This window comes from Paenibacillus sp. NPDC055715 (assembly GCF_053617595.1).
Map to the genome: position 1 here is coordinate 295,320 of NZ_JBSHGA010000005.1, position 25,681 is coordinate 321,000.

General features: G+C 43.8%; 17 protein-coding genes and 2 pseudogenes. 8 read left to right on the forward strand and 11 right to left on the reverse strand.

The genetic code is table 11. The features are described from left to right. Positions 1-6: 6 nt before the first annotated feature. Positions 7-663 (reverse strand): TetR/AcrR family transcriptional regulator, encoded by a 657-nt coding sequence (locus ACWGOO_RS11585; protein ID WP_452483470.1) that lies wholly within the window; start codon positions 661-663, stop codon positions 7-9. On the opposite strand from ACWGOO_RS11585, the gene ACWGOO_RS11590 reads away from it, so the two are divergent. The 3 genes and pseudogenes from ACWGOO_RS11590 (at position 649) to ACWGOO_RS11600 (ending at position 3,374) form a co-directional block, all read left to right on the forward strand. Continuing rightward, positions 649-1,404, forward strand: coding sequence for an SDR family oxidoreductase (locus ACWGOO_RS11590; RefSeq protein WP_452483472.1), 756 nt, complete (start codon positions 649-651; stop codon positions 1,402-1,404). The two genes, ACWGOO_RS11585 and ACWGOO_RS11590, sit on opposite strands and share 15 nt — an antisense overlap. Before the next feature lie 65 nt (positions 1,405-1,469). Beyond that, positions 1,470-2,312: an SDR family oxidoreductase gene (locus tag ACWGOO_RS11595; RefSeq protein WP_452483474.1), complete on the forward strand. Its 843-nt coding sequence runs from the start codon at positions 1,470-1,472 to the stop codon at positions 2,310-2,312. A gap of 30 nt (positions 2,313-2,342) precedes the next feature. Continuing rightward, positions 2,343-3,374 (forward strand): annotated as a pseudogene (locus ACWGOO_RS11600) (aldo/keto reductase). 474 nt (positions 3,375-3,848) lie between these two features. Here the strand turns inward: ACWGOO_RS11600 and ACWGOO_RS11605 are convergent. Next, positions 3,849-4,163: a winged helix-turn-helix transcriptional regulator gene (locus ACWGOO_RS11605; protein WP_452483523.1), complete on the reverse strand. Its 315-nt coding sequence runs from the start codon at positions 4,161-4,163 to the stop codon at positions 3,849-3,851. A 152-nt stretch (positions 4,164-4,315) separates the two neighbouring features. Here ACWGOO_RS11605 and ACWGOO_RS11610 point away from each other — a divergent pair, with 152 nt between their 5' ends. The 4 genes from ACWGOO_RS11610 to xerS all read left to right on the forward strand — a co-directional run bounded on the left by ACWGOO_RS11610 (position 4,316) and on the right by xerS (position 8,184). Further along, positions 4,316-5,287, forward strand: coding sequence for an NAD(P)H-dependent flavin oxidoreductase (locus ACWGOO_RS11610; RefSeq protein ID WP_452483476.1), 972 nt, complete (start codon positions 4,316-4,318; stop codon positions 5,285-5,287). 254 nt (positions 5,288-5,541) lie between these two features. Next, positions 5,542-6,234, forward strand: coding sequence for an oxidoreductase (locus ACWGOO_RS11615; protein ID WP_452483478.1), 693 nt, complete (start codon positions 5,542-5,544; stop codon positions 6,232-6,234). 2 nt (positions 6,235-6,236) lie between these two features. Then, positions 6,237-6,473, forward strand: a complete 237-nt coding sequence (locus ACWGOO_RS11620) for a hypothetical protein (protein ID WP_452483480.1) — start codon at positions 6,237-6,239, stop codon at positions 6,471-6,473. A 640-nt stretch (positions 6,474-7,113) separates the two neighbouring features. Beyond that, positions 7,114-8,184 carry a tyrosine recombinase XerS gene (xerS, locus tag ACWGOO_RS11625; RefSeq protein ID WP_452483482.1) on the forward strand — a complete coding sequence of 357 codons (1,071 nt, stop codon included), beginning with the start codon at positions 7,114-7,116 and terminating at the stop codon, positions 8,182-8,184. A 513-nt stretch (positions 8,185-8,697) separates the two neighbouring features. Here xerS and ACWGOO_RS11630 read toward each other — a convergent pair. Next, positions 8,698-8,976 (reverse strand): tyrosine-type recombinase/integrase, encoded by a 279-nt coding sequence (locus tag ACWGOO_RS11630; RefSeq protein WP_452483525.1) that lies wholly within the window; start codon positions 8,974-8,976, stop codon positions 8,698-8,700. Between the two features lie 161 nt (positions 8,977-9,137). Here ACWGOO_RS11630 and ACWGOO_RS11635 point away from each other — a divergent pair. After that, positions 9,138-9,719 (forward strand): annotated as a pseudogene (locus tag ACWGOO_RS11635) (IS30 family transposase); the annotation flags it as partial. A gap of 33 nt (positions 9,720-9,752) precedes the next feature. Here the strand turns inward: ACWGOO_RS11635 and ACWGOO_RS11640 are convergent. From ACWGOO_RS11640 to ACWGOO_RS11675, 8 genes are all read right to left on the reverse strand, one after another. Beyond that, complete coding sequence (locus ACWGOO_RS11640; RefSeq protein ID WP_452483484.1) at positions 9,753-12,371, reverse strand: LuxR C-terminal-related transcriptional regulator; 2,619 nt, start codon at positions 12,369-12,371, stop codon at positions 9,753-9,755. 67 nt (positions 12,372-12,438) lie between these two features. Beyond that, positions 12,439-13,425 (reverse strand): ABC transporter permease, encoded by a 987-nt coding sequence (locus tag ACWGOO_RS11645; RefSeq protein WP_452483486.1) that lies wholly within the window; start codon positions 13,423-13,425, stop codon positions 12,439-12,441. Beyond that, on the reverse strand, positions 13,422-14,198 hold the full coding sequence (locus tag ACWGOO_RS11650; protein ID WP_452483488.1) for an ABC transporter permease: 777 nt from the start codon (positions 14,196-14,198) through the stop codon (positions 13,422-13,424). The genes ACWGOO_RS11645 and ACWGOO_RS11650 overlap by 4 nt, the downstream gene beginning before the upstream one ends. A gap of 12 nt (positions 14,199-14,210) precedes the next feature. After that, complete coding sequence (locus tag ACWGOO_RS11655; protein WP_452483490.1) at positions 14,211-15,158, reverse strand: ABC transporter ATP-binding protein; 948 nt, start codon at positions 15,156-15,158, stop codon at positions 14,211-14,213. A gap of 308 nt (positions 15,159-15,466) precedes the next feature. Further along, positions 15,467-16,180, reverse strand: a complete 714-nt coding sequence (locus tag ACWGOO_RS11660; RefSeq protein ID WP_452483491.1) for a hypothetical protein — start codon at positions 16,178-16,180, stop codon at positions 15,467-15,469. Between the two features lie 46 nt (positions 16,181-16,226). Then, entirely contained in the window at positions 16,227-16,478 is a 252-nt protein-coding gene (locus ACWGOO_RS11665; protein WP_452483527.1) for an aminotransferase class V-fold PLP-dependent enzyme, read from the reverse strand. 538 nt (positions 16,479-17,016) lie between these two features. After that, entirely contained in the window at positions 17,017-22,686 is a 5,670-nt protein-coding gene (locus ACWGOO_RS11670) for an amino acid adenylation domain-containing protein (RefSeq protein WP_452483493.1), read from the reverse strand. A gap of 34 nt (positions 22,687-22,720) precedes the next feature. After that, positions 22,721-25,681: acyltransferase domain-containing protein (locus tag ACWGOO_RS11675; protein ID WP_452483495.1), on the reverse strand; the 2,961-nt coding region annotated here is incomplete at its 5' end.

Below are 25,681 nucleotides of genomic sequence, written 5' to 3' on the forward strand. Positions count from 1 at the left end.
CTCTCCTTATAAATAGCGTGAATTTTTGGTAACAAAGAATCGTACGGTCTCTTCAATAGGAGAGTCATCCAAGCTGTGCAGGTACTTGTCCTTCAGAAGTTTTCGTTTCTGCATATTGTAATAATCCATTAAGGCGCTTTGTAGCAGCAGATTATGGCGGATCAGAAAGGAAGGATCAAGAATCCGACGTAAAATGAGTTGGTCATCCAGGACGAATATTGCAGCGTTCACCGGGTGGAAGATCCCTTTTTCCGAACCTAGTCGATACAATTCTTCGAGCTGAATGAAGCGAAAATGCTGTGCATTGACAATCTCTTCATATAGTGGCGGATGATTATTTTTAAAATCCTCAAAAAAATGCTCTGGAAAATAAAAATTGATCATTAGTGATTGCTCAAAGGTTTTTTGGTAGCGATCAATCACGGAGTCATCCTCATGAAAAGAAAAGATGTCTTCATTGCGAAGATAATCTTTAAAGTTAGAAATGACCGAAGCCAAAATGTCTTCCTTGGACGAGAAGTATTTGTACATCGTTACTTTACTTACGTCCATGCATTTTGCCATGTCTTCGGCACGCATAGTAGTCAGGCTTTCCTTGCGAGCCCGGTGAATTAGCCGATAAATCATTGTTCGTCGTGTTTCGTCACGTTGATTGTCAATCATTTGTTCTCCCCCTATCTATATAAATGGTATTATACACGACAGCTATGGGTTTCTACTCTGGATGTCACGGACCTTTCCGCGATTCGTGAGGTTGTAAATCAGGCGTTTAAAACGTTGGGACGCATTGACGTAATTGTAAACAATGCTGGGTACAGTTTGTTTGGAGCAGTAGAGGAAGTTAGTGACGAGCAAATTGCACATCAATTCAATACAAACTTTATGGGTTCGCTACAAGTGGCACGTGCCGCAATCCCGCATCTGCGTGCACAAGGAGGGGGACGCATTATGCAACTCTCAAGCATGGCAGGTCTGGTTGCGATGCCCGCAGTTAGCATGTACCACGCCTCGAAGTGGGCGGTTGAAGGATTTTTCGAAGCCCTTGTGCAAGAAGTTGCCCCGTTCAACATCCAAGGGACGTTGGTCGAGCCAGGCGGCGCACGGACAAGCTTTGGGAGCGAAGGGATGGTCGTGGCAGATGCTATGTCTGAATACGAAGGTACTCCCGTCGGTTATATGCGTAGCTTGATTAGCGGATATGGAGGAGATTCCATTCCGGGTGATCCGGTAAAAATGGTTGAAGCCATGATTGAGGCAGTTGACCAAGAAACCGCTCCTCTCCGGTTAACGTTGGGCAGCGATGCATACAAGGCGATTCACAAAAGTCTGACTGCACGCTTAGCTTCACTGGAGCAACAAAAATCAGTTGCGTATTCAACTGATTTTGAGACGGCGAAAGCTTGAAGAATGCAAAAGGCTGACTATAACATTACAAAACTAATTTTAATAAAATATGGGGGGGATCATAAATGAAAACATGGTTTATTACAGGTACATCAGGCGGATTTGGGCGAATCATGACAGAAATGCTCCTGGAGAGAGGAGACCGGGTTGCGGCCACGCTTCGCAAACCTCAAACACTGGATAATTTGAAGGAGCAATATGGAGATCGGCTTTGGATCGCTACGTTGGATGTAACGAATACGGAAGCGATTAACCAAGTGATCGAGCGCGCTTTCAAAGAATTGGGCCGTATTGATGTCATCGTCAATAATGCCGGGTATGGTTTGTTTGGAGCGGCTGAAGAAGTAAGCAACGAGCAATTAAATCACCTTATTCAAACGAATATCCTTGGCTCCCTGCAAGTGACACGCGCAGCCTTGCCTTACCTTCGGGCGCAAGGTGGTGGCCGCATCCTTCAATTGTCCAGCATGGCTGGTCAAACGGGAATTCCTGCATTAAGCATGTACAATATGTCTAAATGGGCGGTAGAAGGGTTCATTGAAGCTCTCTCGCAAGAAATAGCTGCCTTTAATATCCAGGCGACCTTGATCGAGCCCGGGTCAGCTCGAACCAACTTTTCGGGAAGCAGTTTGATTGTGGCAGAAGGGATTGAAGATTACGCCCAAACACCAGTTGGCTATATGCGACAGATGGCTGAACAACCAAGCGATCGGCATACTCCCGGCGACCCTGTCAAAATGGTTAAAGCAATGATCGACGTAGCCGATGCGGAAAACGCGCCGCTTCGATTAACGTTGGGAAGCGATGCATACGATGCGATTCATACAAGTCTAAGCTCTCGCTTGGCTGCGCTTGAAGGGCAAAAGGACACGGCGTATTCAACCGATTTTGAGGCGGAAGCTGAATAATTTTTTAATCGAAAGGGATAAGAAAATACTATGGAATATGTGAAGTTAGGCAATACCGGTCTAGATGTCTCCAGAATAGCTCTCGGTTGCATGAGTTATGGCGATCCTGAACGTGGAAGACATCAATGGACCTTAAATGAAGAAGAAAGTCGCCCCATGATTAAGAAGGCTCTTGATCTGGGTATCAATTTTTTTGATACGGCAAATGAATATCAGAAAGGCAGTAGCGAAGAAATTGTTGGTAGGGCCCTAAAGGACTTTGCCAACCGAGATGAAGTGGTCATCGCAACCAAAGTGTTTGCTGGAATGAGAGAAGGACAAAATGCGGTAGGTCTCTCCCGAAAGGCCATTATGACGGAGATTGATCACAGTCTTAGACAACTGGGTACAGACTACATTGATCTTTATCAAGTCCATAGCTAGGATTACAATACGCCTATTGAAGAGACGATGGAAGCGTTACATGACGTTGTAAAAGCTGGAAAGGCACGTTATGTTGGAGCTTCCAACATGTATACCTGGCAATTTCAAAAAGCGCTTTATACTGCCGAGCGCCATGGCTGGTCCCGGTTCGTGAGTATGCAAAATCATCTGAACTTATTGTACCGAGAGGAAGAACGAGAAAAGCTGCCGTTTTGCAAAGAGGAAAAAATTGGTGTGATTCCTTGGAGTCCATTGGCCAGAGGCAGATTGACCCGGAACTGGGATGAAACAAGTTTTCGTGCGGACAACGATATGTTTGGCAAAGTTCTATATCAGGCAACAGCAGAATCAGATCGAAAAGTCACCGAATCGGTGAATGAGGTAGCGGAAGCGCGTGGAATTCCTCGTGCTCAGGTCGCTTTGGCATGGGTGCTGCAAAAAGATGCTGTTACAGCTCCAATCGTAGGAGCTACGAAAGAGCAGCATTTAACCGACGCAGTAGCGGCACTGGACGTTCGATTGACTGACGAAGAAATCGAGAAATTGGAGGAGGCATACATTCCTCATCCAGACAATCTTACGTTTTATGCGAAACAAAATGCTTTGATTAAATCCGTCTCGGCCCCGTCTGGTCATTAATGATTGCAAATAAGCAATACGAAAGAGTCACCCAGGTGTAGGTTGGCCCTTTCGTTCGTATGACAGGCTAGCCAGAGTGATTCAGTGTTTTTGGTTACATGGTGAATTGCTCTGTTGCACAGCAAAGTCAAACGGAGAGAGAATAGGGAAACGATATAAATTCTTGTCTTTAACGATACAAGTTAAATGGTATAAAGCCGTTAGCGACTCAAAATCGAGTCCGAAAGGGTGGTTGTTCGAGTTCTCTCGCCGGTACCATCTGAATAGCCAATGGTTCATTAGAGATATTTTCTAATGAGCTTTTTTATATTTTTATACTTCATTCATTGTATTTGCTGAAGATACTTTGGAACTGTCCTCCAAGTGAGAATAAATATTTAAATCTCGTCAACCAAGATACTTCGCTTAAAAAGCCAGTTAAAAGTGTGTGCTTTAGACTACGTAAGCGATTGCTCTGGGTTCTCACACGCATTTTCACTTATCTAATGACATTTGCTCTTCTCCCCATTTTTGAATGTCTAGCATGGAAGGGATTAACTTTCGACCTTGTTCCGTTAACCCGTATTCCACATGAGGTGGTATTTCAGAGAACTGGATACGTTTAATAAGGCCATGCTCCTCTAAACCCTGTAGAGAACGTGTGAGCATGATATTGGTAATTCCATTAAGCTGTCTTTTTAACTCGTTATATCTCAAATCGCCATTAATTAAATTCCGCAATATAGGCAATTTCCATTTTCCGCCAACTATATTCAGTGCATATAGAACTGCGGAATCAGTATCATCAATTTGTCTCTATTCATTTTTAAAATCCTCCTTAAATTCAAGGTACAAAAATGTGCGTACTTCCTTATTTGATAGCTACAAGTATGATAAATAAATTGCTACATGTAAAGCAAAAGAATCAAAAATGATTTATGAAGCCAGGAGGTATTTTTAAAATGAAAAAAACAAGAGTATCCGAACGGTTAGGAATTGAAGTTCCGATTATCCAAGCATCAATGACATGGGTTACGGATGCCGAGCTTGTCGCGGCAGTGTCCAATGCGGGGGGGCTTGGTGTGTTGGGCCCTAACGCGGGACAGACGACACTTACCCAAGATCCTGTGGAGACTGCTGAACGTTTAAGAAGGGAAATCTGGAAGACAAGAGGATTGACGGTTAAGCCCTTTGCAGTCAATTATCTGATGCCAAACCCCAATATCCCTTTTACGCTTGCTTTTGCAGAGTCAATCTATAAAGTGCTCTGTGAGGAAAAGGTAGAAATCATACTGGCGTCTGGGGGATTTTCCGAAAACGAGATAATGAAAATGAAAGATCAGGGCTTCATTGTCATTTACCGTGATGTCAATCCAACAGTTGAGACCGCCCAGAAAGCAGAAAATGCAGGGGCAGACCTATTAATAGCAACCGGATATGATGCTGGCGGGCATATGAGCGAACATGTTATCGGCACATTCTCGATTGTTCCTACGATTGTCGATGCAGTCAGCATTCCCGTAGTGGCAGCCGGCGGAATTGTAGATCAGCGCGGGATGAACGCTGTCTTTTCATTGGGCGCGGAAGGTATCTATGTCGGCACCCGGTTTATAGCCTCGGTGGAATGCCCTGCGGATATACGCTGCAAAGAAGCCATTCTAAACGGTAAACTTGAGGATTTGGTGGAGTTTAAGGCTATGGTCGGGAGTCTTCGCTGTACACCAAACAAAGTAGCGTTAAAATGTGTAGAGCTTGCAGAACAGGGGGCAAGTCGTCAAGAAATTGCCAGCATATACGGAGATGGTTTTAAAACGGGAATGCTGGAAGGAAATCTTGATGAAGGTATTGTTAGTGTTTCGAACAGTATTGATATGATTAACGATATTAAGACCTGCCAAGAAATTATCGAAGAATTTACAGCAGGGATAGAATAATCGCTAATTATTTCAATGGCCCAGAAAAGGCACTATCCTCAACAAGAGGGTAGTGCCTTTTCTGAGAAAGTAATTTGATTTACATAAGGAGATAAGTGAACCCATGAGCTTGAAAAACAATCCGGTACTAGAATAAGAACTCAAATCTGAGGAGGCTTAAAATAAATTAAAAAAAGATATTCTGAAACGTTGCCAATTGATTCTGAGTCACTTCTAATTCTCAGAATCAATTGCGAAAACGAGAAGTTTTATTTATGAGTCAAAAAGTTGCATTAATTACAGGGGCATCTTCGGGAATCGGTAAGGAGGTGGCCATTGAGCTGAAAAACAAAGGTTTTACGGTTTATGCGGCTGCGCGGAGCATCGACAAAATGCAGGATCTTGCGACAAAAGGTATTCGTCCCATTTCCTTGGATGTCACTAATGACGAATCCATGATTCAGGCCGTCAATGAGATCCTTAAAAAGGAAGGAAGAATAGACATCCTGGTTAATAACGCAGAGTATGGCTCGTATGGGGCGATCGAGGATATTCCTATGGAAGAGGCCCGGAGACAGATGGAAGTGAATGTGTTTGGACTGGCAAGACTGATACAGCTTGTGGTGCCAAGCATGCGAAAGAATAAATTCGGCAAAATTGTTAATGTCTCCTCAATGGGCGGTAAGATTTGGACCAATTTTGGCGGATGCTATCATGCAACTAAATTTGCAGTAGAAGGTCTTTCGGATTGCCTTCGACTGGAATTGGAACCGTTTGGTATTGATGTTATAGTTGTGGAGCAAGGCGGAATTAAAACGGACTGGGGAATCATTGCCGCCGGACATCTGAAAAAGGTATCGGCAAAAGGACCGTATGCTCAGGCTGCAAACAAAGCGGCCGAGGGAATAGTCAAACTTATTGGAAAGTGGACGGCATTTTCTTTATCAAGCATACGAATTTTTTTGTAACCATGGAGGAAGCATACACCATTGGAGAATTGCTTAAGGAAGCTCATCGTGACAAGGAAACGGATGCCATCGTTAGAGATAATTGTGAGGCAAAAGGAGCTTGGACACAAGATGTTAATAAAGTATGGATCGAGGTATCTATGGAAGTCAGTAATGAAATCCCGAAAAAAGTCGCTACGCTAACAAGCGATGTTGTCGCTGCCATGCAAAATCAGATTTCTACGACATTCCAACAATAGCTCCAGGCGAGACATGCGAAATTGCTACCCCAACACTTGGTTTGCCGAGCCAATTGAAGCTGTCGTCAATAGACCAAAAGGGTTTAGTGTGTTAGAGAAGTGGATGGATGTTTAAGGGATTACTAGTTGTTAATTTGATAAACTTCATGTTGGATACTAAATTAGGCTTTAATCCAAATCTGTAAGATCTTAATGAGGTTTGCGTGTTCAGTTAGATTAAAGTTGGTACAGGAATTTATTGATAGTAAAAAACGCAAGCTTTCACTTACGACACTTCTTAACTATTGCCACGATTATACTTTTTTTGATTGGTTAGTTACAGAGAATTTTACTGTGGCTAAACGAAAAGATATTGATTTAGCTACATTGGAGATCCTAACAATTCGTGAAATAGAAAATTTCTTATCTTTTTTGGATTATCAACTCAGCAATACCAAGCTAACCATCAACCGTAAATTATCCTCACTAAAATCCTCATTTGATTACTTACAGAACAAGGCTGAAACAAGTGACCTAAAGCCATTCATACATACTTACTTGACTAGGAGAAGAGAACGTGAATAAACAAAATTACGTAAAATAATAATTTGACGAATAATTATAAATGCTTTATTTTTGTATTAAGGAGGTTGGTCATTGAATGAATAAAGACATGCGACTTTATTATATAAAACGTGTTGATGAAAAATGTGAGGAGCTACCTTGGTATGTTACTGAATACATAGATACTCGTAAACGTAAGCTTTCACACACAACCTTGTTGAATTACTGCCATGATTTTATCATTTTTTTTGACTGGCTCGTTTCCGAGAAATTTGCAGCTCCCAGTCGTAAGGAAATTGAACTTTCGGTTTTAGAAACGCTAACTGTTCGTGAAGTAGAGAATTTTTTATCCTTTTTGGAATATCAATTAGGAAATACAAAACTTACAATTAACCGGAAGCTATCGGCGTTAAAATCCCTGTTTAATTACTTGCAAAACAAGGCTGAGACTCAGGATCTCAAACCATATATTCAGCGGAATGTGATGGCCAAGATTGAGTTTAATACCAGCAAGGAGACTCAAGAAACAGTTGCCAATCGTATAGAAGGAAAAATACTTCGGGAAGACGATTTTGAGAAATTCCGTCAGTTTGTGGCCCATGATTTCGGTGAGGTCAATAGAGAAAATAAAAGATTAATTTATTTCCATGAGTTTAATCGTGAACGAGATACAGCCATAGTATCCCTGATACTTGGATCTGGACTTCGCTTGTCAGAAGTAGCGGGTATTAATCTCGATGATATTGATATAAATAAAGGTCTGGTACGTGTGGTACGTAAGGGAAATAAAGAACAGTATGTATATTTTAGTCAGCAGGCTCTAATGGATTTAGAGGATTACTTAAAAATCAGAGCGCTTAGATATATACCAGAAAAGTCGGAGAATTATCTGTTTATCGCAGCACCAATTGGTCGAAAAGGAAGTAGCAGACGTTTAACACCTAGGTCAATTGAAAAGCTCGTTGAGAAATATGCGAAGGCATTTGGCAAACCCGCATTGACGGTGCATTCTTTGAGGCATTCATTCGCTACTCGTTATCACCTGGAGAACAATAATGTACCTAGGTTGAAGAATCAGTTAGGGCATTCGTCAATACAAACAACCATGATCTATACACATTTGTCTGACGAAGAAATGAGAACTGCCGTTAATAATATGGATAAATGACCAACTTCCAACGTAAAGAAACACGAAATTAGCGATACAAATCAACCATTATGTGTGGATGCTTTGACATAAAACATCCACTATAATTGGAGTTTGACACAAAACTCCCACTTTAATAAGTGATTAAGTGAGAACTACGCAATTTTATATCCAACATGAAATTACATAATGATTTTTCAATGATTAGCACAAGGAATAAAGTTAAAAAGGGGGCTTTGGTGTCAAAAACAAGGGAAGTTTTGTGTCAATCAACAACATCACTGGACAAGATGAACCCGTGTTGCTACGCGGTTTTCCTTATACATATTCACAAAATCCGTATTTTGAATAAATGTCTGGAAAACTTCAATCAGGCTGGTTTGAGCTTCTTCCAATTGTACATTGGCACAAAGTTCCCTACTTTGATCGAAATATGCCCTGAATTCTTTACTTAACGAGCAAATTTGGAACTTGATCTGATTCCTTCAGCAATTTTTTTAGCCTGGTAGGCAACTTTATGTCACGCCCTCCACATTATTTATCCATGTTGTTTACAGCGTTTCTCATTTGATTATCTGTTAAGTGCGTATAAATCATTGTAGTTCGTATTGAAGAATGTCCTAATTGATTTTTTAATTTTGGGACATCATTATTCTCAATGTGATAACGTGTGGCAAATGAATGCCTCAAAGAATGAACCGTCAAAGCTGGCTTTCCAAAGGCTGTTGCATATTTCTCAACAAGTTTTTCGATAGAACTTTGTGTTAAACGTCTATTCTTACTGTACGTTGAAGCAAAACCAGTTGCAATCAGGAACCAAAAACTGTTGCATAACGTTTTCTTGAAAGTGGTTGAATAAAAGTTTTAATATTAACAGTTAGCTTTTCTATGCAACCACTTTTGCTTCAATACCTTACCTTGGAAACAACAGTTTTTGAAGCGAATATGGTTGCATAACTTACAGCTCCTCGTAACTACGGCATAAAGGCAAGCGCTAGAGACCTACAGAGACACGTGGCCAGTTTATAATCGGCAAGACGATCTCCCATCGCCCGAAAGAGGTCCGTTCTCGGGAAACGTTCGGTCACTGGGAACTGGACACGGTCGTTTCGGGCCGCGGGAAAAGCAAAGGCTGCGTAGCAACGTTCATTGAGCGCAAGACCCGCCTATACACGGCGATACGGATGCCTGACCGTACGGCTTGGTCTATGGAGATTGCCTTTGGGGTAGCTGCTTCGCAGTATCCCTCGGGGGCATTTCAAACGGCTACAGCTGCGAGGCAAGGAGTTTGCTTGTTATGCGAGCTTGGAGGCCACTCACGGCGTGCAGGTGTATTTCGCTGACCCGTTGACCCGTATTCCTCCTGGCAACGAGGCTCCAATGAAAACGCCAATGGCCTCTTGCGAGAGTTCTTCCCCAAAGGGACGGATTTCGCCCAAATCTCGGATGAAGCCTTGGATAAAGCTCTCCATCTCATGAATCACAGACCCCGAAAATGTTTGGGGTGGAAAACTGCTCACGAATCCTTTTTAGAGGAACTGTCGCACTTGGCTTGACAATCCGTCAAGTGAATAAGTCCAATACTCTATTTAATAAAGTAATCCAAGCTCTCTTCCCCGTTCTACAGCCTCTACTCGGTTAGATACCTGGAGTTTCGTGTAAATATTGATGACGTGAGATTTAACTGTAGCTAATGAAATGCACAGCATAACTCCTATCTCTTTGTTACTACGTCCCGTGGCTAACACTTGAAGTACCTCAAGCTCACGCTCACTGAGAATGGCTTTTTCACGCTCCTTAGGTGATACTGGCAAAGATATTTGCATTTTTGATTGTTCCAAGAGTTTCTGTATAAGCTGTGCAAAGCATTTTTCTTTGGAATTTAATTCCTGCTCCGGATCTTTCAAAAATAGACCAAAATAAGGGCGAAGTCTCTCCATCTCCAAACAAAAAGGAGACAGGTACTCGTTTTCATATCCGTAATGTACAGCTTCTCGGAGTACGTGAAACAATTCTTTTCCCGGCACGCTTGATACAGAAGCTATTAGAGTCATCTTCAATAATAACCCTTCTACCAGAATGGTTCGAATTCCATGTTTTCTTGCATGAGGCAGTAATACGTCAAGGTGCTGATAGGCAAGCTCTTTTTCTCCTCTTGCTACGCGAATTCGAGCACACGCCAAACGATCTTCCAAGCGTATAAAAGCTTTGGAGTGTGGTTCTTCGACTCTTTTCAATAGTTCATTTTCCATTTCAATGTTACTCAATCCATACCTAAGCATGTATTTTAAAATAGACGTAAAATAGGTAGGACTTTGATAAAGGGGAAATTTCTTAAGTTCCTCCAGTAATTCAATCGCGCGTGTGTTATCGCCGTGAAGTACTCGAAGTTCCATTTCGTTATATAAATATGCACTTTTTAATTGACTGTCATCGTCGAAAAATAATTGTTTAGCCGTAGCAATTGACTCTTCAGCCAATTCAAGCTTCATCATCTTTAATTGGATGCCAGTAAGCCCGATCCAGTTGATAACTTTCATTGGATGTAGCATAGGATAATTCTCACAAAGATCAAACATAATTTCATACAGTGACAGACATTCCGAAAATTCACCTAACGTTTCCAGCACTTGGGCTTGGCTGCTCAAGATAGAAAAGCGCAAAAAAGGATTTGGCGACAATTTTTCCAACCGTTTTGCTTGATTGAGCCAATTCATGGCTGTCGCAAATTGATCTTTGAGCGACAACATCGTTCCACCCGTTACCAAAATAATGGCACGCGTAACTGTATCCATTTCAAAAGATTCCCAGTTTTCGAGCCATTCCATTCCAACAGGTAGATCAAAAACTTCATCTCCTAGCATAAAACGACACAACTGAAACAAGCTCCCTAATCCATCTTCCTCTTGCTGTGGTGTTAAATTTATGATTTGCCTCATATCTTCAATTTCTAAGTTGCAAAAGTGATAAAACAACCGCTGAAACATAAGTGGGCGACTGGAAGATAAAATGTCCAGTGGAATTTGCCGAAGGTACGACCAATTAGGGAAGTGATGTCCTGTTGCTAATAATAAACGTATAGCTTCTTCATAGGCCTCAGCCCACAAATAATGCTGGAGGCTCTCTTCACTACTTCCCATTCGTTCATAAACTTCTGCTGCTCTAAGATGGAGCGATCGTACTGTATCTTCTCCTTGCTCGCGAAGCTTTGCCCTTAAAAAATCCCCAAATACCTGATGATAACGATATAAACCTTCTTCCTCATCCACGGTGATCACAAACAAATGCTTTTCTACCAACCTTGTGATAATCACCGCCGCATCATTAATGCCGAGCATCCAATTACATATCTTTTCATTGAAATATGCAAGCACAGATGTCTGAAGCATGAACTGTTGCTCCCACTCCGATACCGACCGCAAAATCTCATTAGACAAATAATCAACCATGTATCTGTTCAAGGTTCCGACTGGCTCCATCAAAGTATGCGTATGGTGAACAACCGCAAGAGCAGACAGTTGTAAGCCGCCCACCCATCCTTCAGCCCATTGATACAACTTGTGAACAGTTGAGGGTTCGAGTGTTAAACCAAGCGTTTGAGTCAGAAATAAATTCGCTTCATCGTGGGTAAAAGCTAATTCGCGTTCGTTAACCTCCAGGTATTGTCCCGACATGGCAAGCTCCCCCAAATATAACTTTGGAGTTTCTCTGGTCAGCAGAACAATGCGGATTGATTCGGGACTGAAGCGAAGAAAAAATGTCAGACTTTGAAGTAAGGTCGTGTCATCAATAAAGTGAAAATCATCTAATACCAGCGTTCCTACTGCCCTGCATTCCTCCAACCGATTGACTAGTAGCACAAGCAGGTGATCCAAATTAGGCTTTTGGGATAGTGCGTCAAACATTGTACGCAAGTGCTCTGGCTCTTGTCCGAACAGTCCCTTTAACGCTTCTAAAACGTAATACCAAAAAGAACGCGCGTCGTTATTCGCTTCGTCAAGCGTAATCCAATACCATCCAAGATCCGGCCGCTCGCTCATGTAGGATGTCATAAGTGTGGTTTTTCCACTTCCTGCTGAGCCCTGCACGACCAAAACTTTGTGATCGGAGAGCCTATCAAGTTTCCGATACAATTCAGGACGCGGGACATATTGCTTACGTAATGCGGGTGCTTTCAATTTGGCGGAAAGCAGCTGAAAACTACCCATCTTTTCTTTTCACCTGCCTCATTTCGTGTGAAAATATCTAATTCTACTATAACACGAAATTCCGAAGTTACCCGTAGAATCCTTTGCGAAAACGATTCTTACAAATGAGCCACCCTGCCGCCGCCAACACTGCGGACGCTACAATCACATAAAGTGCGTGCTCCCAATACAACCCTACTGCTCCTTTTAACTCCATTTCTTGAACGAGCGTTATAAAATGCTGTTGTGGGAAAACACTTGTAATAACCTTCATAATACCGTTCTGATGAGCAATTGTGTAAAAGCTGCCCGAAAGCACCGAACTTAAAAGAATAATGGCTGAAGATAATGATAGCCCATTATCAGTATTCTCGATCCACGCTGCCATAAACAGAGCAAAAGATACTGCTAACAGCGCAGGCAAGACAAGAAGTAAAGAGTATGTGCCAAGACCAAATCCGATATTGATTCCTACAGCTTTCGCAAGGGCTAACACTAGCCATGCCGGCACATAAACACCCATAAATCCAAATAGACATTGTGCTGATAAATAGGGAACAATTCCTGCAGGAGATACGGCAGTCCGTCGAAACGTGCCCGTTTTTTTGTCATCTGAAAATAACTGTAAATAAAACAAAGCTTGAATAAGCAGGAACATGGTAAGGTAACCCAATATATTGGTCCCAACTCCTCTTTGATACATTACAGGCAACGGCGCATGCGGGCGAACGATCGCATGCTCTAGCTGCTGCTTAAACTCATCCGATTTCAATGATTCAATACGATGAGATCCGTCGCTATTGAAAGTAACCACTGCATCATATCTATTTCTTACCAGCTCAGATTTAGGTGGCTGCTGCTGCAAATATTGAATCCGATACTGCTCTGAGCTGAGGGGCAAACTCACTTTTTGGCTTGTTACCACTGCTAAGGTGCCCTTCAATTCTGATTGAGCTGTAAAATAGATTGCCAGCGCCATTGATGCCAACGTCATGATTAGGGTGATGACAATTACATTCCTGCGGTTCCACATACGAAGGGAATGATTACAAAAAATGCGAAAAGTCGTTTTCATATATAGTCCTCCGTTTTGAAAATTCGTTTACAGCCCCATAAGAGTAGTAGGGAGGCTATAACAAAGCTCAACAGTGTTGGTAGAAACAAGCTGAAATCTCCGTCGTAAACAATACGCAACACAGTTTCAACCACCCACTTGACCGGGGAGAAAAAGGATATGACTTCCGCCGTCCTACCGAGGCCATCTAATTGGAAAAACAAACCACCTAGTATCGCAAGCACGCTGTTTATTATCGAAAGAATTTTGTTTGTTAATTCCTCACCTTTAAAGAGGCAACAGAATAGGACACCGAGTGCGGATGAAAACAAATCGAAACAAAGAAGTACAACAGCTGTGTAAACTGCTGAGGTCCCACCTAGCCGAATGTTAAACACGAGTTGAAGTATTGCTACAAGTGCAATGGAACAAAGACCTGTAAATAGGAACGTGGCCACAGTTTTGGACAAGTAAATGAACGACTTTGGGATCGGTGCGTACAGTATGCGAAGATTGCTACGTTTCACATTTTGATCCATAAAACTATTTGCAGCCGTCATGGATACGTTTAAAGCGCTATAAATTAGAATCGTCACGCCATAGTAATCGTAAGCAGTAACGTCACTGCCACCATATAGACCTTCACCCAAATAACCTAGCACAAAGATTAAAAGTAGTGGAAAAACGGTATTACTCAGGATAAGCGAGACATTCGTAGCCAGATTGATAAAATCTCGCTTAAGAATAATGGAAAATGGACATAGCAGCTCCGTTTTTTTTCTCGAATCGGTCATTGTCTTTTCCTCCTAATCCCGAAGAGTACGACCAGTCAAATTGAGAAAAACCATCTCCAGACTGGGCGAAAAGCCTGTCAGATTAATAATTTTAAGTCCATTTGATGTTAAGTTCACAATGATTTGATCCAGATTTTCAATCCCTTTTAGCGTTGAGATGTGAATCCGGTTTCCGACGATATCTACTTTCTTAACGCCGTCAATTCGGTATAGATCAATATCAGGCATTTCATTTATTTCTTCAACCTCTACTTCGTAACGTTTCTCATCAGCAAGCCGTTCCTTCAATTCTTCTTTGGTACCGGAAGCGATAACCTCGCCGTGATCAATAATCAAAATTCGAGTAGATATTTCCTCGACTTCTTCCATGTAGTGTGTCGTATAGATGATCGTTGCCCCCTCGTCTCTCAGCCTGCGGATTGATTCAAGAATATGGTTCCGAGACTGGGGATCAATACCTACCGTTGGTTCGTCCATAATAATCATTTTGGGACGATGAGCGATGGCACAAGCCATGTTAAGCCTCCGCTTCATTCCTCCAGAGAATGTCTTCGGTTTATCTTTACGCCGGTCCGCCAATCCGACGAATTCAAGCGCTTCATTTGTACCTTTATCTAGTTCCGTGCCAGTCAAACCATATAGCGAAGCAAAAAAACGAACGTTGGCTTCGGCTGATATGTCCTCATACACCGCTAAATCCTGCGGAACAATTCCAAGTTCACGTTTATATTGGCTCATTAGCCGTTCCACTGGCTCTCCACAGTATCGGATATTTCCATGGTCCCCGCGTAACGAGGTAGACAAAATATTGATTGTTGTAGTCTTTCCTGCCCCATTAGGACCAAGAAAACATAAAATTTCACCTTGATGCACATCGAACGTTACATTGTTCAGCGCTGTGCGGCTACCAAAGCTTTTGCTTAGCTCGCTTACTTCAATGATAGGTGAATTAGGGATCATAACAATACCACTCCTCTTATTTTATGTTCTCATTTTATCGCGCAAGCCAGTATAATAAATCAACCAAAGGGTCGATTCATAAGGTTGATTTTCTCCTCTAAGACAGCTTCATATCGACCTATGTTTCACCAATATTCCATATCAAACTGTTTGAAGCATTTCATCAGCTCACTACGTTATTGTCCAATTCCGTACTTCAACAGAATATATCTCGAGATTTTTGCTTGCGGTACCCGCATGATCGGATTAAAGGCGTATGAATTATAAAAGGAGCTTGCCGTTTTGCAAGCTCCTTTTATAATTCATACCTACTGCCAATGTTTTATGTCAAATGTACCTATACCGACAACTCCAGAGATTTCAGACCCTGTGCGTGTTGTTATCCGCTTGGCGCGGGGGAGAAATCCTTCATCTAGAACCGTGGTTTCTACAGCAGGTAAGAATATGTCAATTCCTCCGGTCCCGCAATGAACATTAATACGCTCCCTACCTGTTAGTTCAGTCCAGCCCAATGTAGCGCTTCCTCCCGTCAACCGGATATCCGCATCACCACGAAGCTCATTCATTGAGACATCTCCAGTACTTAATTTTATCTGTACGTTAGAGGACTCTGTAATTCCGGCCACCTCTCCAAATGCACCCTCAACATTGATGTTCCCCCGCCCTCCATCTAAAACTAGAACTCCAGCCGTGAATTTAGCTTGTACATTCGTTTCTAGAGGTACATGAACCTCTATGAAGATTTTTTGATTCTGTCCCTGTTTCCAATATGATCCCAAGTTACTTCCCTCGAACAGGAATGTACCGCCAGAGCAAATTCGTTGAGGCAGCAGATGTTTTTCGCCAGAAGCCACAAAGCTAATCTCTTTATCTGCATCAAAACAAATCAACATATTTCCGAGTGTATGGACATCAATACGAAACTCAGTAATCCCTATCGCTGGAAACCGTTGATGGATCTGAGCGTTCTTGATGGCTCCTTTAGGAAAGGTCTGAAGAGATTTAGGCATTCTCAATACCATATGTTTCACTCCTTTGTAAGACGTAATCACAAATGCTCCACGTCTCTTACTTAGTACACAAATTTCCTAACAATAGTATCCCTATACCCATGGGCAAATACATCTGTTTGTGCCCATCAATGGTTACGGTACTAGCTCTTTCAATTCCACGAAGTTTACAGGCGTGTACGTCCGACATAAGTAGCGGACCTCCCCAAGCAGCATCTACATGAAAATGAATATCTCTCGCTCTGGCCAACTCCGCTATGTCTACCAGCGGATCAATTGCTCCGCTCTCTGTTGTACCAGCAATGCCTATGCAGCCTTATCAAATGAGTAATGCATCAAGGATGAGCCTATAATAACGCCCCGCTGATACCCATTTTTATGTAATGCGAGGGCGTAACCATCTCGTTCCACGTCGGTATCTTGGTTATACAACGCAACGTTGCTTGCAATCCACAGGGCAGTTAAGTTGGACACCGTCCCCCCCCCCCCCCCGAAGTCACAACCCCCAACGTGCTTGATAGATTTTGCCCATGTTCGGTGTAAGAAGATTCACCACGGCTGTATACCAAGCGATGCATAAACGCAAGTGTTTGACGCTCAAGCACTGTAAATGACTTGGATGTTTCCACCTTCACTACATGCTACTAAAAGGCGGCTGAGCGGTCTGAAAAATATAGGCAGCGATGAGGTCATATGTCCGATAAAGTTGGGAGAAGATGTATTATGAGCCTATCCATCTTCTTTTCCAATTCATGTTGCTCTGCCGATGGTTCGAACATTGAGCGTAAATAATCACCGATTTCGTTAAACGACTGGTTAAACATAGGCTCCATCATTTCTCAACCTCCCTAATATCCCAACTTTCTTACATTTGGTTGTGGCAAGAAAGCTGTCTCGACAAAATAAGTAAGGTAGGTATTCATCAAGCACCTGTCCAGTTTCGGACAAGTTACATCGCTTTTCTTCAGGTCCTGTATCAGATGGGTAGTGTCATAGCGAACTTGGAATTCTGACATACCGTCATTCCATCTGCTTTCCAAAAGTGGCAAAATTGCATTCGTTGCTTGGCTTGAAGAACAAGATGCCGTCTGATGGATCTGTTCGTACCAAACCTCGTAGGGTACCTTCTTAAGAGCATATCCGTAGTTTACAAGAGTCTCGATTACCTCATCCCATGTGGTTCGCATCGGATTCAAGAGATGATATACACGCCCGTCAGGAATCTGGGTACCTGACAAATAGATAATTGCTTCTGCTGCAAAGTCAACCGGGATAATTTCCATCTCAGCTTGCATTATGGGGATTAGTCCCAATTCTATAGAGGCCTTGATGATCAACCACATAAAATCATTTGTTTGACAGTGGCCCATATGGCTATCTCCCCATATCCGTCCCGGACGATAAATCAGGGTCGGTAGTCCACAGCGAGCCGCTTCCATCACTATACGCTCCGCAACCCATTTGCTCTGCGTATATCCAAGCTTAAGATCCTCAGGATGCTTTGGAATATCCATTTCCGACAATACTCCATTCTGGATATCTTGGCCCGAAAACACGTGTGTAGTCGAGATATAATGGAGCGTTTTGAAGCGTCCCATATTCGCCAGACGTATCATTTCCTGAGTTCCCAGCACATTCGCTGCTTTAAGCTCGACATATGGCGCAATGAAATGGACCATACTGCCATTGTGGTAAAGGACATCCATCTCCTCGGCCAACCGGTCAAAAGCAGCTTCAGACAACCCAAACCTTTGGAGACCCAAATCACCAGCGAACACTTTTATGCGTTCTGAAGCTGATTCTTCAAGCAAGCCGTACTTTGCAAGATTTGATTGCAAGCGCTGTGCAGCTTCCTCGTCGGTGCCTCCACGTACAAGACAAAAGATATTTGCCGAGGTGCTTCGGAGCAACTGACGTAGTAGGAAAGCTCCAAGAAATCCTGTCGCTCCCGTTAGTAAAATGTTCTGTACGGGCCTGTGCTCTTTACTGACCGAATCAGGCTTACGAATGCCAAACGGTAGCTTACAGTCGTTCCATAAATTTAGTTGCGAAAAAGACAGCTTTTCCTCACCGTTCTGGATTGCTTCAAATGCCTTCGTCATCCATTCTACGGTAGGCGTTTCGAACAGTACTCGCAGAGGAACTTCGATGTTAAGCTCGTCATGCAGCTTGAAAATAAGCTGTGTGGCAAGCAAAGAGTGACCACCCAGTTCGAAAAAATTATCTGTGACTCCAACCTGAGGAATGCCCAGCACAATGCTCCAAAGTTCAGCAATCCGCCGTTCCAACGGTGTACGGGGTTTGACATAGGAGTTTTCCAACTCTGGGCGGTCGCGCCCCGGAGTAGGCAAAGCTGCCCTGTCAACTTTGCCGTTCGAAGTGAGTGGAAACACACTCACTGGTATGCAGGCAGTTGGAATGAAATAATCTGGGAATTGTTCCTTCAGTAAAATACGTAGCTCCGACGGCAATCCACTAGACGTTTCGATTTTTAAAGGCTTATTTGCATAACGACTCCAATCATCGGTCCCTTGCATACTTTTATTCCTAATTTTAACGATCTGATTTTCTAACGAGAGATTCCTGTGAGTACAGATAACATCAAAACAATGTTCCAGACCTGACCCTGCCCAGTGGATTGAAATATCGTAAGGAAGTGTATGCTCCAATACAACAAAATCCATAGGGTCCACAGCATCGTCCCCCACGTTTTCTAGCAAATTCCGAAGCCTGATATTGGGCACGCCCCTGATAGCAACAGTTTCCACACCCTGCTCCGCCAACTTTTGCAGTGAGCTCTCTGACTGCTGGAAAGAAGTCCATGACAATGTTAATGGCTCTACCATCTGTATCTCCGAAGAATTCACACGCAATAAAACATCATAGCGGAACCGCGTCAACTCGTTCCATTGATTTCCGCGCTTCCATTGAATTTCTGCATGGATTAATTGAGGATTTCTCTGTACCAGTTCTACAAATAGCTGGGGGTCAAGGATCAGTTCATGCTCACGCTTCATCCGATCCATAACCCGTATGCTTTGTTCTTTTGCTGTCAACGGAAACCGAGCCTTGAATTGCTCCACTGAAGTATAAAAGGTTTCCAGCAGCGGCAAACTTCGTACATCCCCAATAAACACCGTACCACCAGGACGAACAGCTCTCACTGCGGCTTTAAGTACATCAAGGAGATATTCAACACTAGGAAAATATTGAATAACCGAATTAAGTATGACCAGATCGTAAGAGCCAGGATCAATTCCCTCCATGTTGTGGGCAGGCTGGTGCTGGAGCCTTACTTGGGGCATGTTCTTTGTCAGCATCTCCAAACGCTGTATGGCTTTTAGTGAAATATCTGTGCCCAGATAGTGCTCACACATCGGTGCTACTTGGAAAAGAAGCAGTCCCGTTCCACAACCCAGTTCCAACACACGCTTAGGCTTCAAATCTAGCAGATGCTTGACCGTCTCTTGAACCCATTCACGCATACAATCTGCTGAAAGAGGCTGACCGTCATACAAGCTGTTCCATCCGGTGATATTGAATTCGGCGGCTTCCTCAGAAGATTCACTCTCGTAGGTTTGATCAAATACATTTTCCCAGTGTTTGGTTAATTTCACATCGCCGTTGTCCGCGTTTTTCTCGATAATATAGGCAACAAGCTGCTTATTTCCCATCGCATCTGATCTTACGTCAACTACAGCATCCTGGATGGCAGCATGCTTCTTAATTGCTGCTTCAATTTCACCCAGTTCAATACGGAATCCTCGAACTTTAACCTGAAAATCGTTACGTCCAAGAAACTCCAGTTCACCTGCGGGTGAGATTTTAGCTTCATCGCCAGTTTTATAAAGTATGGTGCCTGGGGTGTTAGAGAACGGGTTTGGAACGAATTTCTCTGAAGTTAATTGGGGTCGATCTAAATATCCCCTTGCAACGCCTGCGCCTCCTACATAAATCTCTCCAGGTATACCTATAGGCACTAACTCGCGGTTACGGTCTAACAAATATATGCTCATGTCGGGTAAAGGAACCCCAATGAGGCTGTTTCTCGCTTCTAGATCAGCCAGTGTCAGCAGTTTATATGTGACATGTACCGTGGTTTCGGTGATGCCGTACATATTCACCAATTGCGGCCGGACATCCCCATGTCGGTCAAACCAAGATTGGAGGGTATGCATTTCCAATGCTTCTCCACCAAAAATGATATAACGCAAAGATTTGAGCCTCGTTGGCTGATGTCCCTCGTCATACTGAGACAGTTGTCGAAAAGCGGAAGGTGTTTGACAAAGCACAGTCACTCCTTCGGAATGCAAAAGAGCATGTAAATTCTCTGGCGAACGGCTAACGAGGTAAGGAACAACTATCAGCTTGCCTCCATAGAACAGAGCTCCCCACATTTCCCATACAGAAAAATCGAAAGCATGCGAATGAAAGAGCGTCCATACATCGTGCTGGTCAAACTCAAACCAATTATGCGTATTATCAAACAAGCGGACTACATTTCTGTGTTCCACAAGCACTCCCTTCGGCTGGCCAGTGGAACCGGAAGTATAAATAACATAGGCTAGATGTGAAGAATTCGTTTCAAAATTTAATGGAGCCTGGCTGTATGCGTCTACATCAAAATCATCCACAGTAACGGTCCGCACATTAAGATCAAGAAACGTGCTGAGAAGTGGGGTCTGTGTGATCATCAGGGACATATCAGCATCCTCAACAATATAAGCGATACGCTGCTTCGGATAAGCAGGATCAAGTGGAACGTAGGCTCCACCTGCTTTGAGCACAGCCAAAATAGAAATAATAAGTTCAAGCGAACGCTCCAGATATATACCGACACGAACTTCAGCTTTCACTCCTAATAGCCGCAACTGGCGTGCTAGGGCGTTTGCCCTCCCATCAAGTTCAGCATAGGTCAACGACTTGTTCTCATACACCACCGCGACAGAATTGGGATTTAGAGAAGCAATATGCTCAAAACGTTCATGTATGATGCTTGTTACTTTGTGCGTCTCCTTCTCTTTTTCATTTTCTGTTTCTTTTTTTCCCCATGCTTGTAACCAATTTTTCTCCTTCTCCGGTAGTATAGCCAGATGCTTTACAGGCTCAACAGGATTGGACAAAATACTATCCATTAATACCTGCAAGTGAGCTGCTATACGAATGATAGTATCCTCATCAAATAATTCAGTCGAATATTCAAAGAACCCAACTAGTTTTCGGTCTGCCTCTGTAAGCGAAAGCAGAAAGTCAAAGGGTGCCATCCCGTTGTGCACGGTTATGGGGGTCAACTCTAGTCCTCCCAAATCTGTCTTTAAAATAGGCGTGTTATGAAAGACAAAGCCCGTCTGAAAGAAAGGTGAGGATATGCTCAGATCTCTTTCAGGGTGAAGAACTTCCACCAGTTGTTCAAATGGAACATCTTGCCGGGCATACGCTTCTAATGCCACACGCTTAACTTGACGGAGAACGGCCTGAAAACTATCGTCTTCCCCAATCTGTGAACGTATGACGAGCGTATTTACAAAAAAACCAATCAACCCCTCAATCTGTGCCTGATTTCGATTAGCAATCGGACAACCGATTGAAATGTCTGCTGATCCTCCATATCGAAAAAGAAGAACTTTTAGTACCGAAAGCAGTGCCATGTAAAGCGTAGCTCCATCTTCCTGAGCGAGACAGCGCAAGCCCTCAGTTCGTGCTTCGGATATTTCAAAATAATACCGGGCTCCTTGGTAAGTCGGCACAGTTGAGCGAGCCCGATCATACGGTAAGTTTACATCGGATCGCAGACCTTGGAGCTGACCACACCAGTAGTCCAGTTGCTCTCGATATTCTCCATTCTCCATTCTCTTGTGCTGCCACGTAGAGAAATCCCCATACTGAATGGGGAGTGCCAGCAAGGGAGAGGGTTCACCTTGGGAAAAAGCTGTATATAGTAAAGCAAGCTCCCGATGGAATACCTCCAGTGACCATCCGTCAGAAATAATGTGGTGCATGCACATCACAAGAAAGTGATCTTCCTTCTCCAAACGTATCAATCGTACTCGAAGAAGCTGTGGAACGGTCAAGTCAAAGGGGCATTTTGCCTCTTCCGAGATCAATCGTTCGGCTTCAACTTCCCGTTCAGTTTTAGAGAGTAAGCTTAAATCCGTGATTGGCAGTTTAAAGGTCTCCCTATTTTCAATTTCCTGATAAGCAATAGCGTCACGGACAACAAATCGGGTGCGGAGCACCTCATGCCGTCGAATGATCTCAGAGACCGCCATTTGTAGTGCTTTTATATCCAATTTTCCATTCAAGCGCACGGCTCCCGGAATATTATAGACAGGTGTTCCCGGGACTAATTGTTCCAAAAACCATAATCGTTGCTGAGCAAATGACAGCGGAAGCGCCTCATTCCGATCACGCGGCTTCATTTCCCCAGTGGAAACTTTCCCCTTTTTCCATTTTTCAAGTAGGGCTCGCTTAGCATCCGATAGATTGCTGCCAGATAGCGATAAACTTTCATTTTCCACCTTCTGTCACCCTTTCCTTTTGACGTTCAGAGCCCTATAAAAGTTGGCTGGCTTGTTCCTCTGTCATCGTTTCTAACTTTTCAATTAACATCAACTCGATCGCCTCTGCAATCTCTGCCACTGTCGGATGTTCGAAAAAATACTTAAATGGAAATTCGATAGGAAATCGACTGTTCACCCAGGAGATCACTTGTGTAGCGAGCAAAGAATGTCCCCCAAGACTAAAAAAATCATCATGAACGCCGATCGGAGCAACTCCGAGTAAGTTAATCCAAGCATCTGCAAGCTGCTGCTCCAGCTCATGACGAGGCTCAACTAAGGGTACAGGCAGTACCGGACGAGATTGAAGCAGCGGTTGCTCCCTATCCAAATCTGCCTGCTCTGCTTTCCAGCTTTGGAAAGCGTAATTATGCCGAGCCGTGAAATCAGACGTTGAAACAAGATAATGATGTACATTTCCACTCGTCATTAATTGAGACCATACATGAGTCGCTTCCTGCGGACGAACAGCCATTCTGCCTAGCTCTCCCCCTCTTTTTTCCAGCTCGGGTGCTGTATCCGAGCTCCAAGCGTCCCAACCGATGTAATGCCAATCTGAATTCGACTGCTCATTATGCCTGCGTACAAATGCTTCTGTATAAGCCGCTGCAGCAGCATGTATTGATAACCCTAACCCTCCGAGCTTGGAGGCGATAGAGGATTGGATAAGACAATATTTAGGATGATGTTGTACCAAAGCAAGTTCCAGTTCGTTCAATCCCTTTACCGTACGGCCAAGTTCAGCTTCCACTGTTGCGTGATTCAAATCGCTCCCGGCTACAAAATTAATTTCTTCCGAAGACCAGTCTGTATAAACAACTCCAGTAATGTTTCCGTACAAAATCGCAGCTTGAGCAATGGCTTCCGTCATTGCCCCATCTACTTGAAATTTAACTCGTATAAAATGAACCTCTGCTCCCTGTTCTTCTAGTTTTAAAAATGGAGACGCTATGTGCTGAGTATTACCCGCTACATTCATATGATCTGCTTTAGTTGTTGGCGAATTGATAGAGTCAGCATTATTAAACGTATCATTCATCACAATTATTCGTACATGGCCTTCATTAGTTGGGTGCTGCAAGAGATATTGAGCGAAGGTTTGCATTTTAGAGTCGAACGGACCAATCAGAAGATAAGTTGCAGATGAAGTCTGCACGATCCCCTTTTTCTCAACCATTTTAATCATAGGCACATATTCGACTGTCCACCGACGATTATTACGATAGATACGCGCATTTCCTGCAGATCTAGACACAATATCTTCCAGAATGGCATCCGCCATTAGCGATGCCTGGAGACGATGGTTTGGCATCATCGCATCTACCAAGTGAAAAGCACTCTTTTCATGTTCTTGCATCCACACGTTTCCAATTCCTGAGAGGATCATGCGCTCAGGTTGAATCGTAATTTCACCTGCAATATTGTATAGCCCTTCAGTAACAATACAAATATGGACAGGAATTTTGCACGTATAAACCTGCACTGCTTTGGAGAGCTGAAAAAAACCAGCAAGTCCACCAAAATCATAATCGCTTTCGCTCCATGAGCAGATGATGCGAATCAGAGATTCATCAGAGGAGAGAGAATCAAAGATTTTTTCAAAGTGATCAGGGTTAGTCGGGTTCAGGCTATACAACTGCTCGTTAATTTTTTCAAAATTTTTTGCTGCTCGAATACGAACGATCGATTGTCCTGTACTTTCGAGCCTTTCAGCCAGCAAATCAATCCATCCATCATGATTTTCCTCGAATACCATCCACAAACCATGACATTCTTTAGGATGCCACAAGGATAACGATGTCTGACGGAATACAGGCTCATACAGCCATTGTTCGGGCTCTAAACGCTCTAAACCACAACCGTGCGCTAAGGTAGGCGCATTCTGAGACAAACGAGGTTCAATCCAATAGCGTTGACGCTCAAACGGATACGTTGGCAATTCTACTCGGTTACGCACCCGGGACTCGTGTAACGCTCCCCATCCGATGCTTACACCTCCGCTCCACAGTTCTGCCACGCTTCTCAGCCACTGCCCCCGTTCCCCGCCTCCGGCTTTGCACGTGGGTAATGTACGCATGCCTCTGTGTTCCGCTCCCCAACAGGCCGACTGCCGTATTAATGTCGTTAATGTCTGTCCCGGCCCTAATTCGATGACTACCGCATTCGGATACCTCATCAGCACCTGCTCCGCATTGTCCGCAAACCTCACCGCTCGGCGCGTATGCGACACCCAATAGGCCGTATTACTTGCCTGCTCCTTGGTAATCCATTCCCCCGTTTCGTTTGATACATAAGGTAGCTGCGGTGCATGGAGTTTTACACGCTTCAAAGCCTCTTCCAGTTCCCCCAGCACGGCTTCCATCCGCGAGGAATGAAATGCGCTGCCCGTTCGCAGTCGGCGGCACTCTACGCCTGCTTCCTGCATCCGAACCATCATTTCTTCTACCTCTTCCGTCCGTCCTGTCACCACGCTCATTCGCGGCCCATTGATGGCTGCGATCTCCAGCGTTCCTCTTAATTGTTCGGCCAACTCGGACGCGCTCATGCCAACCGCCGCCATCGCTCCCGCTTCACATCGCTGCATCAGTCGCCCACGGACGCTCACCAGCTCCAGCCCTTCCTCCAAGCTGAACACTCCAGCTATACAGGCGGCCGTATATTCTCCCAGACTGTGCCCGATCAGCGCGGTGGGTTTCACCCCCACACTCATCCACAACTGGGCCAGGGCATATTCGGTCACAAACAGTGCTGGTTGGGTCAACCATGTCTCCTCTAATTGCTTCTCTTCAAAGCCCTCGCTTCCCAGCAACGCATCCCGGATATCCATACCCAGTTGCGGCTTTAACAGCTCGGCACAGCGGTCCACCGTTTCCCGGTATTTCACCTCCTGCGCGTACAGTTCCGCGCCCATGCCTACATATTGGCTTCCCTGTCCGGGAAAAGCGAAGACAACCGG